Annotated in this window: 11 protein-coding genes; 6 read left to right on the top strand and 5 right to left on the bottom strand. The window is 47.3% G+C overall.

All coding sequences use genetic code 11. The features are described 5' to 3' along the window. On the top strand, positions 1-196 hold a 196-nt coding region (locus tag ACTS60_RS10060; RefSeq protein ID WP_440888112.1), incomplete at its 5' end, for a hypothetical protein. Here ACTS60_RS10060 and edd read toward each other — a convergent pair. Together edd and ACTS60_RS10070 are read right to left on the bottom strand one after the other, a co-directional pair. Next, positions 193-1,989, bottom strand: coding sequence for a phosphogluconate dehydratase (gene edd / locus ACTS60_RS10065; protein WP_440888113.1), 1,797 nt, complete (start codon positions 1,987-1,989; stop codon positions 193-195). The two genes, ACTS60_RS10060 and edd, sit on opposite strands and share 4 nt — an antisense overlap. Continuing rightward, positions 1,986-2,507, bottom strand: coding sequence for a gluconokinase (locus ACTS60_RS10070; RefSeq protein ID WP_050917801.1), 522 nt, complete (start codon positions 2,505-2,507; stop codon positions 1,986-1,988). Before ACTS60_RS10070 ends, edd begins: the two co-directional genes overlap by 4 nt. Positions 2,508-2,659: 152 nt before the next feature. Between ACTS60_RS10070 and ACTS60_RS10075 the strand changes: the two genes are divergently transcribed. Both ACTS60_RS10075 and ACTS60_RS10080 read left to right on the top strand, forming a co-directional pair. After that, entirely contained in the window at positions 2,660-4,036 is a 1,377-nt protein-coding gene (locus ACTS60_RS10075) for a GntP family permease (protein WP_071234810.1), read from the top strand. 9 nt (positions 4,037-4,045) lie between these two features. Further along, positions 4,046-4,657, top strand: coding sequence for a bifunctional 4-hydroxy-2-oxoglutarate aldolase/2-dehydro-3-deoxy-phosphogluconate aldolase (locus ACTS60_RS10080; RefSeq protein ID WP_081234424.1), 612 nt, complete (start codon positions 4,046-4,048; stop codon positions 4,655-4,657). A gap of 110 nt (positions 4,658-4,767) precedes the next feature. Here the strand turns inward: ACTS60_RS10080 and gorA are convergent, their stop codons facing one another. Both gorA and ACTS60_RS10090 read right to left on the bottom strand, forming a co-directional pair. After that, entirely contained in the window at positions 4,768-6,123 is a 1,356-nt protein-coding gene (gene gorA, locus ACTS60_RS10085; RefSeq protein WP_010444881.1) for a glutathione-disulfide reductase, read from the bottom strand. Positions 6,124-6,450: 327 nt separating this feature from the next. Continuing rightward, the gene (locus tag ACTS60_RS10090; RefSeq protein WP_440888114.1) at positions 6,451-7,290 is read right to left on the bottom strand and encodes a 23S rRNA (adenine(2030)-N(6))-methyltransferase RlmJ; all 840 of its coding nucleotides are present in this window, start codon (positions 7,288-7,290) and stop codon (positions 6,451-6,453) included. 403 nt (positions 7,291-7,693) lie between these two features. Between ACTS60_RS10090 and prlC the strand changes: the two genes are divergently transcribed. Continuing rightward, positions 7,694-9,736, top strand: a complete 2,043-nt coding sequence (gene prlC / locus ACTS60_RS10095; protein ID WP_440888115.1) for an oligopeptidase A — start codon at positions 7,694-7,696, stop codon at positions 9,734-9,736. A gap of 82 nt (positions 9,737-9,818) precedes the next feature. Here the strand turns inward: prlC and asnC are convergent, their stop codons facing one another. After that, entirely contained in the window at positions 9,819-10,283 is a 465-nt protein-coding gene (asnC, locus tag ACTS60_RS10100) for a transcriptional regulator AsnC (protein WP_010444891.1), read from the bottom strand. A gap of 116 nt (positions 10,284-10,399) precedes the next feature. Here asnC and ACTS60_RS10105 point away from each other — a divergent pair, with 116 nt between their 5' ends. Both ACTS60_RS10105 and ACTS60_RS10110 read left to right on the top strand, forming a co-directional pair. Then, a complete protein-coding gene (locus tag ACTS60_RS10105; protein ID WP_440888116.1) occupies positions 10,400-13,534 on the top strand; it encodes an ABC transporter substrate binding protein in 3,135 nt (1,044 codons plus the stop codon). 87 nt (positions 13,535-13,621) lie between these two features. Continuing rightward, the gene (locus ACTS60_RS10110; RefSeq protein WP_010444895.1) at positions 13,622-14,401 is read left to right on the top strand and encodes a class I SAM-dependent methyltransferase; all 780 of its coding nucleotides are present in this window, start codon (positions 13,622-13,624) and stop codon (positions 14,399-14,401) included. The last annotated feature ends 249 nt before the right edge of the window (positions 14,402-14,650 follow it).

A 14,650-nucleotide genomic window follows, 5' to 3' on the forward strand; every position in this document is an offset into this window, starting at 1 on the left:
ATTCATTTATTTAAAAAGAAAAGTGGCCAACCCCAAAGCTCGTCATTCTGAACAGCGAGGGACGAGCGTGATTCAGAATCTGCCAACAAAAAGTGCTGTGGCAGGGATGTTTCCTCTCACTTCACAGCACTTTGATAGTAGATTCCTGATCTCGCTTAGGCTCGTCGGAATGACGGGGTCTTTCTTCCAGCCTTAAACAATAAAGCTTGCGCCTTCTTCTGCGCTCGAAACGCTTTGACGAATCACGCTAAAGAAACCACGACCCCAAGTCTGTTGCTTGGCTTCAGTATCCATCTCTAACAGTTCCCGACCCGTAACGTCGCTTAGGTTATTCAGTTCGCCAGTTTGGCAATCAACGCGGATGATGTCGCCATTGCGCACCAAGCCAATCGCGCCGCCACGAATTGCTTCTGGAGATACGTGGATTGCTGATGGAATCTTACCGGATGCACCAGATAGTCGACCGTCCGTAACTAGTGCGACTTTAAAGCCCGCTTTCTGCACGTTGCCGAGAATTGGCATCAGTTTATGCAGCTCTGGCATGCCGTTCGCTGCAGGACCATTGTGCGTCACGACCACGATGCAATCTTGGTTTAGCTCACCGCGTTTGTACGCCGCTTCCACTTCGTGTTGGCATTGGAATACGATCGCTGGCGCTTCGATGATGCGCTGATCTTCTTTTACCGCAGATACTTTCACCACTGCTTTACCCAAGTTACCGTGAAGTACGCGAGTACCACCGGTGTTTTGGAAAGCTTGCGTTGGCGCAGCAATTACTTCGCCGTCTTGGCTGCCACCACATGGTGTCCAAGTCAGTTTGCCATCGACTAGCGCAGGTAGCGTCATTTGGTCTTTGAATTCGCCGAATACCGGTTTCACGTCACGATGAAGCAAGCCAGACTCGTCCAAACGATGTAATAGAGCAGGTACGCCGCCCGCTTCTTGGAACGCGTTCATGTCAGCTGGACCGTTCGGGTAAACGCGCGCCAACAGTGGCACCACTTCAGATAGGTCACTGATGTCTTGCCATGTCAGAATCAAACCTGCAGCACGCGCCACCGCCAACATGTGGATAGTGTGGTTGGTGCTACCGCCCGATGCCAACAGCGCGATAATGCCGTTGATGAGGCTCTTTTCTGTGACAACTTCAGACAATGGACGGAAATTGACTGAACCTGCATTCATTGCCGCGATTTTAAGAGCCGCGTGATCAGTCAGCGCCTTACGTAGCTCAGTATGTGGATGGATAAATGCTGAACCTGGCAGCATCAAACCCATGGCTTCAAACACAAGTTGGTTAGTGTTTGCGGTTCCGTAGAAGGTACACGTCCCCGCCGAGTGGTAAGCACGACACTCCATATCAAGCAGTGCGTCTTTACCTACTTCGCCCGCTGCGTATTTTTGGCGAACGTCGACTTTTTCTTCATTGCTAATGCCTGTTGCCATCAAACCTGCTGGCACAAACGCCGTTGGTAGATGTGCGTAAGACAGCGCGCCCATCAGTTGTCCCGGTGCGATTTTGTCGCAGATACCCAGCAGCAAGGTCGCATCGAACACATTGTGGCTCAGTGAAAGAGCCGTCGATTGAGCAATTAAGTCACGAGAAAACAGTGACATATCCATACCGGCTTGACCTTGAGTCACGCCATCACACATTGCCGGAACGCAGCCAGCAACTTGCGCGGTGTGACCATAACCAGACAGTACTTGCTTGATTTGATCAGGGTAGTGTTGGTACGGCTGGTGGGCACTCAACATATCATTGTAAGCACTGATCAGCGCCACATTGGAATGAGTGAAATCCAGAATATTTTTCTTTTCAGACGAACAGGATGCCGCAACAGCGTGAGCTAAGTTACCACAAGACAGACCGACGCGGCCTTTACCTGTTTCTGCTTGGACTTCAGTGCGAGCAAGAAACGCCGCACGCGCTTCTTGGCTGCGCTCAACTAAGCGTTGAGTAACATCTAAAATTACTTGATGAGTCATGCCATCGCCTCATCTTGCATTAGGATGAGTTCCGCTGCGTTCGATACGACTTCTTCGATGGTTGCATCAATGCTGACGAAAATGGTGCGAGGCTCATCTTCTGGGCGCTCTAGCGTTTCAAATTGGCTGTTGACCATGTTCTCTTTCATGAAGTGACCTTGGCGAGCACGCATGCGCTCAAGGATCAGTTCTTTGCTGCCGTCTAGGAAGAGGAAGCTTACGTTCTCGTTGCCTTCGCGGATTTGGTCACGATAAATCTTTTTTAGTGCCGAACAGACAATAATGCCGTGCTCGTTTTTGCTTTCTAAGCTATAAGCAGCGTCGCGGATACGTTCTAGCCAAGGTTTGCGGTCGTCGTCGTTCAGAGGCTGACCTGATGCCATTTTCTGAATGTTTGCTCGTGGGTGAAGATCATCACCATCAATGAATTTACGTCCCAGCTTCTTCGCCAAGTGCTCACCAATTGTGGTTTTGCCACTCGCACAAACGCCCATAACGACGACACTACTACCAGCCATAACTTATCCTCATAACAAATTTGCGCGTGATCTCAATTTTTGAATTCACTTTAAAATATGGGTTTATCTTATTTGAGTTACCGGTAACATGTTACCGGTAACTCAAATAAATGTGAACCACAACACAAACAATAATTCTTAAAGGTGAACCCATGGAACAGCTAACCCAAGCTCCAGACCCTACGTTCCTACTAACGATTGCAGTCCTCGCGATTGCGGCGTTACTTGTATTGATTATTAAGCTCAAAGTGCACGCGTTTGCTTCGCTTACGGTAGTAAGTTTAGGTACAGCGCTGGCGACTGGTGTATCTTCTGACCAAGTAGTTCCAACCATGATGAGTGGTTTCGGTGGCACACTGGCATCTGTTGCTTTGCTGGTTGGTCTTGGTGCAATGATCGGTAAAATTTTAGAAGTGACTGGCGGTGCAAAAGTGCTGGCAGATACTTTGATTGGGCGCTTCGGTAAAGAGCGCGCACCATTTGCATTGGGTGTCGCGTCATTGCTGTTCGGCTTCCCAATTTTCTTTGATGCTGGCCTAGTAGTAATGATGCCAATCATCTTAAGTGTGGCAGCACGCTTTGGTGGTTCGCCAATCAAATACGCACTACCAGCAGCAGGTGCATTTGCAGTAATGCACGGCTTTGTTCCTCCACACCCTGGTCCTGTTGCGGCAGCAGAATTCCTAGGCGCAAACATTGGTCTACTGCTTGTCGTTGGTATCCTAGTGGCTATTCCAACTTGGTACCTAGGCGCTTACCTATTTGGTTTGTACGCGGGCAAGAAATTCGATATCCCATTATCAAAAGCCTTCTTCAACGGTGATACGCAAGTTGAAGATGCACAACTGCCAAAATTTGGCACAGTAATGACCATCCTAGTGCTGCCTGTACTGCTAATCTGTTTAGATACAGTATTGAACACGCTAGCAGTTGCGGGTGTGATTGATGGCAAAACAGCACTGGTTGAGTTCCTACGTATGCTAGGTAAAACGCCAGTTGCACTACTGATTACCTTAATCGTCTGTCTTGCAGTGTTTGCAAAAGACTACGGCATGGCGAAACTTGAGAAGCTGTGTGGCGATTCATTGGCGCCTATCTGTGGCGTTATCCTAGTAACTGGTGCGGGCGGTATGTTCGGTGGCGTACTGCGTGCAAGTGGTATCGGTGATGCACTTGCAGACGTATTAACTGACACTGGCATGCCAGTGATCGTAGCGGCGTTTGTTATCTCTACCTGTCTGCGCGTTGCCCAAGGCTCAGCAACCGTGGCACTAACGACAACTGCAGCACTTATCGCGCCGGTAGTGGCAGCATCAACTGGTTTGAGCGAGCTAGACCTATGCTTTATCGTTATCGCGATTGCAGGTGGTGCAACAGTGCTTTCTCACTTCAACGATTCTGGTTTCTGGTTAGTATCTCGTCTACTAGAGATGGATGAGAAAACAACGCTAAAAACTTGGACGGTAATGGAAACTTTACTTGGTGGTATCGCATTTATTATCGTAGCAACATTAAGCTTTATTCTTTAGAGGTTACCCATGACAACACTTGAACAACGATTAAGAGAAATCAAAATCGTCCCAGTTATCGCAATCAACGATGTAGCACACGCTCTGCCACTGGCAAAAGTGTTGGTAGAAAACGGTTTACCATGTGCGGAAGTGACATTCCGCACTGAAGCGGCGGCTGAGTCGATCCGCATCATGCGTGAAGCGTACCCAGAACTGCTGATCGGTGCTGGTACAGTACTGACAACTGAACAAGTGGACATTGCGATTGAAGCGGGTGTGGACTTCATTGTGAGCCCGGGTTTCAACCCAACCACAGTGAAATACTGTCAGCAACGCAACGTGACAATCGTACCGGGTGTGAACAACCCAAGCTTGGTTGAGCAAGCGATGGAAATGGGTCTACGTACCCTGAAGTTCTTCCCTGCTGAGCCTTCAGGCGGCGTAAACATGCTTAAAGCACTAACCGCAGTTTACCCAGTGGAATTCATGCCAACAGGTGGTGTAAGCCCATCTAATGTGGAAGATTACCTAGCGCTGAAATCGGTTGTCGCTTGTGGCGGTACTTGGATGGTGCCAACCGCAATGATGGACAGCGGCGATTGGGAAGGTATTGCTGAATTGGTTCGCGCAGTTAAGTAAAACGCGCAAACGGCTCCGAAATACCCCCGAACGTTGGAAAACGTGAATAAAAAAGGGTCATCAAGTAATTGATGACCCTTTTTGTTTATCTGCTTAAATCAGCAAAGTGATTAACGCATCGTCACGAACTCTTCTGAGCCTGTTGGGTGGATAGCCACAACAGAGTCGAAGTCTGCTTTGGTTGCGCCCATCTTCATTGCTACACCGAAGCCTTGAATCATTTCATCAACGGTAAAGCCGATGCCGTGTAGACCAACAACCGTTTCTTCTTCGCCAGCACACACTAGCTTCATCTTACATGGTTGACGGTGCTTAGTAACCGCTGTGTACATCGCAGTAAAGCCAGACGTGTAGACTTTGATGTTGTCTTTGCCGTACTTCTCTTCTGCTTCTTGAGTCGTTAGACCGATAGTGCCGATTGGTGGGTGGCTGAATACCACAGTTGGTACCAAATCGTAGTCCATCTTCGCGTTTGGTTTGTTGTTGAACAGACGCTCAGAAAGTTGACGACCCGCTTTCACTGCTACTGGTGTTAGCTCGATACCACCTTCCATGATGTCACCGACACAGTAGATGCCTTTCACGTTCGTTTCTTGGTATTCGTCTACTTTGATGTAGCCACGATCGTTCGTTGCAACGCCAGTTGATGCTAGGTTGATAGCGTCAGTTGCTGGGTGACGACCGATTGCCCAGATTAGGGTATCAACGTTTTGGCTCTCGCCGTTTTCTAGGTGCAGAGTTAGGCTGCCGTCTGCTTCTTTTACCACTTCTTTTGGAACAGAGTGGGTGTGTAGCGTTGGGCCTTCTGCGTCCATCACTTCTACTAGCGTTTCGATGATCATTGGATCGAAGCTACGCAGTGGTGATTCTTTACGGCAGAATAGATGTGTTTCTGTGCCTAGTGCATGCAGAACGCCGGCGATTTCTACCGCGATGTAACCTGCACCGATCACTGCAACGCGTTTTGGTTGCTCAGTAAGCTCGAAGAAGCCGTTTGAATCGATGCCGTATTCTGCGCCTGGAATGTTTGGAATCGTTGGACGACCACCCACTGCGATCAGGATGTGATCCGCTGTGTAGTGTTCACCGTTTACTTCTACCGTTTTCTCGTCAACAAACTTAGCAAAGCCTTTAATCACGTTTACCTTGTTGTTGCCAAGAACGCGATCGTAAGATTGGTGGATACGACCAATGTAAGCTTGACGACTCTCAACCAGTTTGCTCCAGTCGAAACCTTTTACATCTACATCGAAGCCGTAGTCTTCTGCGTACAGGTTCATTGCTTCTGCAACTTGCGCGCCGTGCCACATTACTTTTTTAGGCACACAACCAACGTTTACACAGGTACCGCCAAGGTCTTGAGCTTCGATAAGCGCTACTTTAGCACCGTACATTGCCGCACGGTTTGCTGATGCAATGCCGCCGCTGCCGCCACCGATACAGATATAATCAAAATGAGTCGCCATTACTTTCTCCAAGAGCTTATTAATTTTTGTCTGACAACAATTACATTGGGGTAGTGGGTGATGAACTCAACATCCCTAAATAAATTGTTACCTGCCTAAGCCTGTTGAAGTGACTTAAGCATGATCCGTTGTCCCTATCATAAATCGAGTCTAGCAATTTCCTAAATGGGAAAAAGTGACATTACTTATGACAAATAGCGATGAGAGGATAGCAAAGCGGAATAAGGCATACATTTCCCTGCCAGAGCAGACACTTTCCCTAAAATAAATAAAAAAAAGCGCAACGAGGTCATCGTCGCGCTTTAAGCTTCTGAAATTCAGTGTTTTTTATTCTGGAACGATCCAGTCAACTTTCCAGTGACCCGTTGCTGGCGCGATCGCTTCTTGCAGGAATGGCAGAATCTCTTTCATCTGACTTTCCAGTTTCCACGGTGGGTTAATCACGATCATGCCCGATGCGGTCATACCGCGCTCGTTGGTGTCTGGAGATACGCCCAATTCGATTTGCAGGATCTTGCGGATCCCCAGTCCTTCCAAGCCTTCAATCATGTCTTCGATATCGCAGCGGTTTACCACTGGGTACCAAATCGCGTAGATGCCTGTTGCCCAACGTTTGTGGCTTTGGAAAATCGCTTGCACGACGTCGCGGTACTCTTTCGCTAGCTCGTATGGTGGGTCAATCAGCACCAAACCACGACGTTCTTGCGGTGGTAGGCTGCCTTTCAGACGCTTAAAGCCATCTTCTTTATAGATGCTCACTTGGCGATCACGATGGAACTCTTGCTCTAGTAGCGGGTGATCGGCTGGGTGTAGCTCGGTCAGAACCATGCGGTCTTGTGGGCGGATTTGCGCACGTGCAACACGTGGTGAACCTGGGTAGTAACGCAGCTGTTCACCGTTGTTCAACGTTTTGATTGAATCGATGTAGCTTGCGATGTCTTCAGGAATGTTTGGGTTGTCCCAAATGCGCGCGATGCCTTGTTTGTATTCGCCCGTTTTCTCAGACCATTCGTGAGTCAGATCGTAGCGTCCCACACCCGAGTGGGTATCGTGATAAACAAACGGCTTATCTTTCTGCTTTAGCGCATCAAGAATGAGGCTTTGAACGATGTGTTTTACCACGTCAGCATGGTTGCCAGCGTGGAAGCTGTGGCGGTAACTTAACAAATTAAACTCTCGAAACACTCTTTGACTGAGTGTGGTCTGTGATTTTCGCGATATGGCGGTATTATACTCAAGTAACTTAAAGAAGTAGAACTTCGATTCAAATCAGTATCACTGATAGGGATTCGCTATTGAAATTTCTTTAAGTCACCCATACTTAGTATGAGTAAACAAATTGAACCTAAGTGGGATTGCACCGCTCCAATAGAGTGCGAAACCTGACTTAGGCATAACAAGACTCAAGGACAGAGTAAGCACTCTTTGACCGATTTGGTCATTGCTGCATCGAGAAAGGGAACGGAGATCCCCCCATCCATGTTGTTGGCTTGCCTGTGCATTGAGTTCGCCTATTTCTATGCAAATGCAAATGGGCAAATACAGAGCCAAAACACAAAAGGAATTATTCATGTCTAATCCACTTCTTACGTTTACGGATCTTCCTCCGTTTTCGCAAATCAAACCAGAACACATTAAACCTGCAGTGGAGCAGGCGATTGCGGATTGTCGTGCCAAGGTTGACGAGGTACTAAAAGACAACGCAAACCCAAGCTGGACCAGTGTGATCGCGCCAATTGAAGAAGCGGATGACCGCTTGAGCCGCATTTGGTCACCAGTGGGTCACATGAACTCAGTAGTGAACAGCGAAGCGCTGCGTGAAGCGTATGAAAGCTGCCTACCAATCCTGTCTGAGTACGGTACTTGGGTTGGTCAGCATAAAGGTCTTTACGAAGCGTACAAAGCGATCAAAGCCAGCGAAGAGTACGCGACGCTAACGCGTGCACAGCAGAAGACCATTTCGGATTCTCTACGTGACTTCGAGCTTTCGGGCATCGGTCTACCATCTGACGAGCAACATCGCTACGGCGAAATCAGCAAGCGCATGTCTGAGCTGAGCTCAAAATTCTCTAACAATGTGCTGGATGCAACCATGGGTTGGACGAAGCACGTTGCCGACGAAAAAGACCTAGCGGGTATGCCAGAATCTGCACTTGCAGCAGCAAAAGCGGCAGCAGAAGCAAAAGAGCTGGATGGCTACCTAATCACGCTAGATATCCCGTCTTACCTGCCGGTGATGACGTACTGTGATAACCAAGACCTACGTAAAGAAGTGTACGAAGCGTACGTAACGCGTGCTTCTGACCGTGGTCCAAATGCAGGCAAATGGGACAACTCAGAAATCATCACTGAGCAGCTAAAACTGCGTCATGAAATCTCTCGTATGTTGGGTTTCAACACTTACAGCGAGAAATCTCTGGCAACTAAAATGGCAGAGAATCCAGCGCAAGTTCTTGGCTTCTTGAACGATTTGGCAACCAAAGCGAAACCACAAGGTGAACGTGAAATCGAAGAGCTACGCCAGTTTGCTAACGCAGAATTTGGTGTTAGCGAGCTAAACGTGTGGGACATCGCGTACTACAGCGAGAAGCAAAAGCAGCACTTATTCCAAATTTCGGATGAAGAACTTCGTCCTTACTTCCCTGAATCAAAAGCAGTAAGTGGTCTGTTTGAAGTGCTAAACCGCGTGTTTGGTATGACAGTGACAGAACGTGAAGGCGTGGATACTTGGCACGAATCAGTGCGTTTCTTCGATATCTTCGACGGCGAAGGTACACTGCGCGGCAGCTTCTACCTAGATCTATACGCACGCGAACACAAACGTGGCGGTGCGTGGATGGACGATTGCCGTGGTCGTCGCGTAACGCTATCAGGCGAGCTACAAACACCGGTTGCTTACCTAACGTGTAACTTCAACCGTCCTGTGGGCGACAAGCCTGCACTGTTTACGCACGATGAAGTGGTGACTCTGTTCCACGAGTTTGGTCACGGTATCCACCACATGCTGACGCAAGTAGAAACAGGCGCGGTATCGGGCATCAACGGTGTGCCTTGGGATGCGGTTGAGCTACCAAGTCAGTTCCTAGAAAACTGGTGTTGGGAAGAAGACGCGCTGGCGTTTATTTCTGGTCACTACGAGACTGGCGAGCCGCTACCAAAAGCGATGCTAGATAAAATGCTAGCAGCGAAGAACTTCCAGTCGGCGATGGGCATCCTACGTCAGCTAGAGTTCGGCTTGTTCGACTTCACTCTGCACACAGAATACGACCCAGAAGTGGGTGCTCGTGTGCTTGAAACCTTGGCTGAAGTGAAAGAGAAAGTGGCAGTTGTACCAGCGGTTGAGTGGGCACGTTTCTCACACAGTTTTGGTCACATCTTCGCGGGTGGTTACAGCGCAGGTTACTATAGCTACCTGTGGGCAGAAGTGTTGTCTTCAGATGCGTTCTCTCGCTTTGAAGAAGAAGGCATCTTCAACAAAGAAACTGGTCTAAGTTTCTTGAACAACATCCTAGAAATGGGTGGTAGTGAAGAACCAATGGAGCTATTTAAGCGCTTCCGTGGTCGTGAGCCTGAAATCGATGCGCTACTGCGCCATTCTGGTATCGCAGCGTAATCTCATTGAGAATCAAGATGGGCAGCCAAGTGGCTGCCCTTTTTTATTTTCAGATTCGTTTTTTATTTATTGATTCAACTTGTTATGGGTTGACGTTGCGATTGATTGGGTTTTGCAGTGAAATCAGCGTCTCGGTAGATTGCACTTCGTCGATCGCTTGAAGCTTATCAATCAATACAAATTGCAGCTCCTCAATTGACTTGCACATCAATTTAACGAATATGTTATACGCGCCCGTGGTGTAGTAAGCTTCTACCACTTCATCGAGAGCGTTGAGCTTTTCTAGTGCTGAGTGATAGTCGCGTGCAGCATTAAGGTTGATGCCAATAAAGCAACATACATCGTATCCTAGCTTTTTGGTATTGACGATAACTTCTGTCCCTTCGATGATATCGGCGGCTTTCATTTTCTCGATGCGAACGTGGATGGTGGCAGGGCTAACATCAAATTGTTTGGCCATTTCTGCATAAGGTGTTCGAGCATCGGCCATCAAGGTTTTTAAAATGGCGCGATCAAGGTCATCGAGTTTGGGTAGACTCGCATTCATATTAGTAATTCCGCTAGGATATGAGGCTTTGAGTTCATTTTATACTCACCATGAATAGGATTCACAAGGTTTAGGCAGAGATAACCGAGAGTTGGCTCTGATCTCACGGAGATGATGTGCAGATTTTACTGATTTTTATCGCAATATTCTGGAGTGCAGTTGCTATTGCACAAGAACAAAAAGTTCTTGTTGTACATTCCTATCATCAAGGTTTTTTCTGGACGGATTCAATTCAAAGGGGAATTGCGCAGCAAGTGGCTGACCGCCCACTGGACATGCGTGTTTTATATTTGGATTCAAAACGTAATCAAAGTCCTACGTTTTTCCAGCAACTTGAGTCTCTATATCGCACTAAACTTTCCAAAGAGCGCTTTGATGCCATTGTCGTCAGTGACAACAATGCGTTGGCATTAATGCAACGTCTAGCACCAGTAATTAAAGATACGCCAGTTATCTTTAGTGGTATCAATAATTATCAAGCGGCTCTACATCACCAACTTAACGCGACTGGCGTAATTGAAGATGTTGATCTGGCGGCGAACTTAGAGTTGATCGAGCGACTGCACCCTAAATTCCAACAAATCCTCATTGTGAGTGACCATTCTGTTACAGGGGCGGCACTTAGATCTCAGGTTGCTGAATTTCTCAGACAAACACCCAAATATCGCCACAAAGTGACACATTTAGTGCCAGATACGATCGATGAGCTCAAACAACAGGTATCAGAATTAACCCAAGATAACGTCGTATTGTTTTGGACCTATTACCGAGATAAATATGGTGTAGTTAGCACGGATCGTGACTGGCGCGAGGTGAATCAAGCTTCTACCGCCCCTTTGTTTATGGTGCACGATATTGGTTTAGGGCATGGAGCTGTGGGCGGAGTGATCCAAAGTGGCTACCGACAGGGGTTTGAGGCAGCTCAATTGCTTGAGCAGGTGTTAGATAACCCTAAAGCACCGTTACCAGCAGTCATAAAAAGTAAATCTGAAATTAAATTGGATTATCAATCTGTGGTTCGCTGGGGGCTAGGAGTAGAGCAAGAGCCATCGGCAGTATTTCTCAATAAGCCGATGCCGTTTTCACAACGTTTTGCAAAAGAAATCAAAGTCTTTGGCAGCGTGTTTGTGCTGATGTCCATCGTAATTTTGCTGCTGAGCTATTACTTACAACGTATTCGTCGTAGCGAAGCGTCTGCCCGCGAGGCTCAAACGATTTTAGAATCGGTTTTCGACCAAAGCATGCAGTATATGGGCATACTCGACCAGCACGGTTTACTAAAATCAGGTAACGATCGCCTACAGTCTCTGCTTTATCACCAAGATTTACGACTTGATCGCCCACTGTGGCACCACAAGCACTGGAGTGTTGATGCTCGCCAGAAAATATCAGAATTTTTTCAGACTCATCACCGTCAGGTGACGACTTTTGAAGCGGATATTTGGAGTAAAGAGCATGGTGCGATGGTGTTGGAAGTTTCACTCAAGCCTTTCTCTCAGAAGGTCGGAAATGAAAACCAATACTTGTTCGAGGCACGTGATATTACCAGCCGTAAACTTATGGAAGACAAGCTTTATCAGCGTGAAGCGAGCCTACGTAATTACTACGAACAGCAACCAGTGATGATGGTGACATTGGACAGCAATAACTGCATCCAAGAAGTAAACCGCTTTGCTCAGCAACTGTTGGGGTATCAACCGCTGGATATGCTTGGTCATCGTTTGCGAGAGTTTTATGCAGACGACAAGGCACTGTTTCCGCGTCAAGTTTTGCTTCAGCCAAACCATGTTGTCCATGGTGTGTGGCGAAGAGAGATAGAGTATCTTCATGCGGACGGTCATTCCGTCTGGGTTCGCGAAAATATTCGTCCGTTACGAGATTCTGACCAGTTACTGATCGTGGGTGAAGACATCTCAGAAACGAAAAAATTGGCCAAACAGCTAGAATATCAAGCACGTTATGACTTGTTGACCGACACTTACAATCGCAACCACTTCGAACTAGAGCTGCAAACCGCACTGCGAGAAGTGGAAAGTCATCGCCGTGTACACGCAATGTTGTATCTCGATCTTGATCAGTTGAAAGTGCTCAATGATACCGCGGGTCATGATGCTGGTGATGCGGCGATTCAGTTTTGTGCCAGTATGTTGGAAGAGGTCTTGCCTTATAGTGCCATTTTGGCACGAATGGGTGGTGATGAGTTTGCGGTATTACTCAAAGATTGTGGTGAACATGGGGCGATCATGATTGCAAAATCGATCATCTCGACACTGAGTAAACAGCCATTCATTTGGGAAGATATTCGTTTGCATATGAGTTGCTCCGTTGGTATTCGGGTTATTGACCACACAGCTGAAACACCGCAAATGGTGCATGCACAAGCGGATTCAGCTTGTCATGTGGCCAAAGAGCTAGGGCGGAATCGCTACAATTTGTTTAGCCACGATAATGAAGAAGTACAGCAACGACAGCGAGAAATGCAAAGTGTTAATTTGGTACACGATGCTCTAGCTGGTCAACGTTTGGAGCTATTCGCGCAACGCATTCTTTGTCTACAGCACGAAGATTCGAAGATGAACTTTGAGATATTAGTGCGGATCCGCAATTCTCAAGGAGAATACATCTCTCCCGGTATCTTTATGCCAGCATCAGAGCGCTACAACATCGCTCACTGGATTGATAAACAAGTGGTGAATCAAACCTTGGAGTGGTTCGAGCAAAGACCAGAAAAGGTGGAGAATCTTGGACGATGCTCGATAAATTTATCTGGTCACTCAATGGGCAATCAGGAATTTATCGATTTTCTATTAGAGCGTTTGGAAACGTCTTCTATGCCTTGCGATAAAATCTGTTTAGAGATCACTGAAACAGCGGCAATGCGTAACCTTGATCAAGCGATCGCATTTTTTACCAAAGTGAAAGCGCTTGGCTGCATGATTGCTTTGGATGATTTTGGATCTGGCCTATCTTCTTTTGGTTATTTAAAGAAACTTCCAGTAGACATCGTGAAAATTGATGGCCTATTCGTGAAAGATATGGATAAGAATGAAACAGATCGAGTCATGGTTCGTTCGATTAATGATCTTGCTAAACAGATGGGTAAAGTGACGGTCGCTGAGTTTGTTGAAAACAGCCAGATTATCGATCATTTACTAGAACTTGGTGTCGATTATGGACAAGGTTATGTTATCGGACATCCCAAACCTCTGGCGCAGTTAGTCGAAGAGCTTGAACAAGAGCGATCGTGCTAGAGTGAGTGAATAGGCTAGCCTAGCAATTCACCGGCCATTAGGTATACACTCAGCGCCAGTTAAACCGATTTTTACTGGAGCCTCCTTTTGCAACTGCAATTGATTTGTGAAGACCCATCTCAACAGTCTCACCTTGATGAACTCGCTGCGCGTTGGCAGCTTTCTCACACTGATGACAGTGACTTTGCCTTAGTCCTTACGACAGAGCGTTTAGAGCTGCGTAAAGTGGATGAGCCAAAGCTGGGTGCAATCTTTGTGGATTTGATTGGTGGTGCCGTAGGTCATCGTCGCAAGTTTGGTGGCGGTAAAGGTCAGGCAATCGCGAAAGCCGCGGGCTTGAACAAAGGTGCAACCCCCACGGTACTGGATGGCACAGCGGGTTTAGGACGTGATGCGTTTGTATTGGCGTCGTTAGGCTGTAAAGTGCAAATGGTTGAACGTCACCCAGTGGTTGCTGCATTGCTGGATGATGGCTTGGCGCGTGCGAAACACGATCCAGAAATTGGCACTTGGGTATCAGAGCGCATGTCTTTGATTCACGCTTCTAGCCATGATGCGTTGGAACAATTGGCGCAAGATAAAGACTTCGTTCAGCCAGATGTGGTTTATCTCGACCCGATGTACCCACACCCTGAAAACAAAAAGAAATCGGCATTAGTAAAGAAAGAGATGCGCGTATTCCAATCTTTGGTTGGTGCAGATCTTGATGCAGATGGTTTGCTGGCTCCAGCAATGGCATTGGCGAGCAAGCGTGTGGTGGTCAAGCGCCCTGATTATGCGGACTGGCTTGATGAGCAAAAGCCAAGCATGGCAATCGAAACCAAAAAGAACCGTTTCGATGTGTATGTGAAGGCGTCAATGGCGTAATTCAACTAGGGTCTATTGACCTTTTGAGCTGATTTTTGCAGCCGTTTGTGGATTCTTCCTTCTTTATAAACTAAGAAAGAGGCAGAGGCTTTGAAATGTAGTTGCCCTACCTGATAAGCCGATAACGCAGTAGAAAGGAGCCACAAACGCTGCCCAAAGGGTTCGGCTAAAAGCGTTTTACTCTTTGTTGAGAGGATTTTGCTTAGAATAACTAGGCTACAAACCTCTCGCCGCGATTAAAACGCTTTT

The organism is Vibrio sp. WZ-1 (assembly GCF_052037695.1).
Lineage (GTDB): Bacteria > Pseudomonadota > Gammaproteobacteria > Enterobacterales > Vibrionaceae > Vibrio.

Excerpts from the sequence above, each read along its gene's own strand:
- ACTS60_RS10075 (WP_071234810.1), top strand. The coding sequence starts at position 2,660 with ATGGAACAGCTAACCCAAGCTCCAGACCCTACGTTCCTACTAACGATT.
- ACTS60_RS10070 (WP_050917801.1), bottom strand. The coding sequence starts at position 2,507 with ATGGCTGGTAGTAGTGTCGTCGTTATGGGCGTTTGTGCGAGTGGCAAA.
- gorA (WP_010444881.1), bottom strand. The coding sequence starts at position 6,123 with ATGGCGACTCATTTTGATTATATCTGTATCGGTGGCGGCAGCGGCGGC.
- prlC (WP_440888115.1), top strand. The coding sequence starts at position 7,694 with ATGTCTAATCCACTTCTTACGTTTACGGATCTTCCTCCGTTTTCGCAA.
- asnC (WP_010444891.1), bottom strand. The coding sequence starts at position 10,283 with ATGAATGCGAGTCTACCCAAACTCGATGACCTTGATCGCGCCATTTTA.
- edd (WP_440888113.1), bottom strand. The coding sequence starts at position 1,989 with ATGACTCATCAAGTAATTTTAGATGTTACTCAACGCTTAGTTGAGCGC.
- ACTS60_RS10080 (WP_081234424.1), top strand. The coding sequence starts at position 4,046 with ATGACAACACTTGAACAACGATTAAGAGAAATCAAAATCGTCCCAGTT.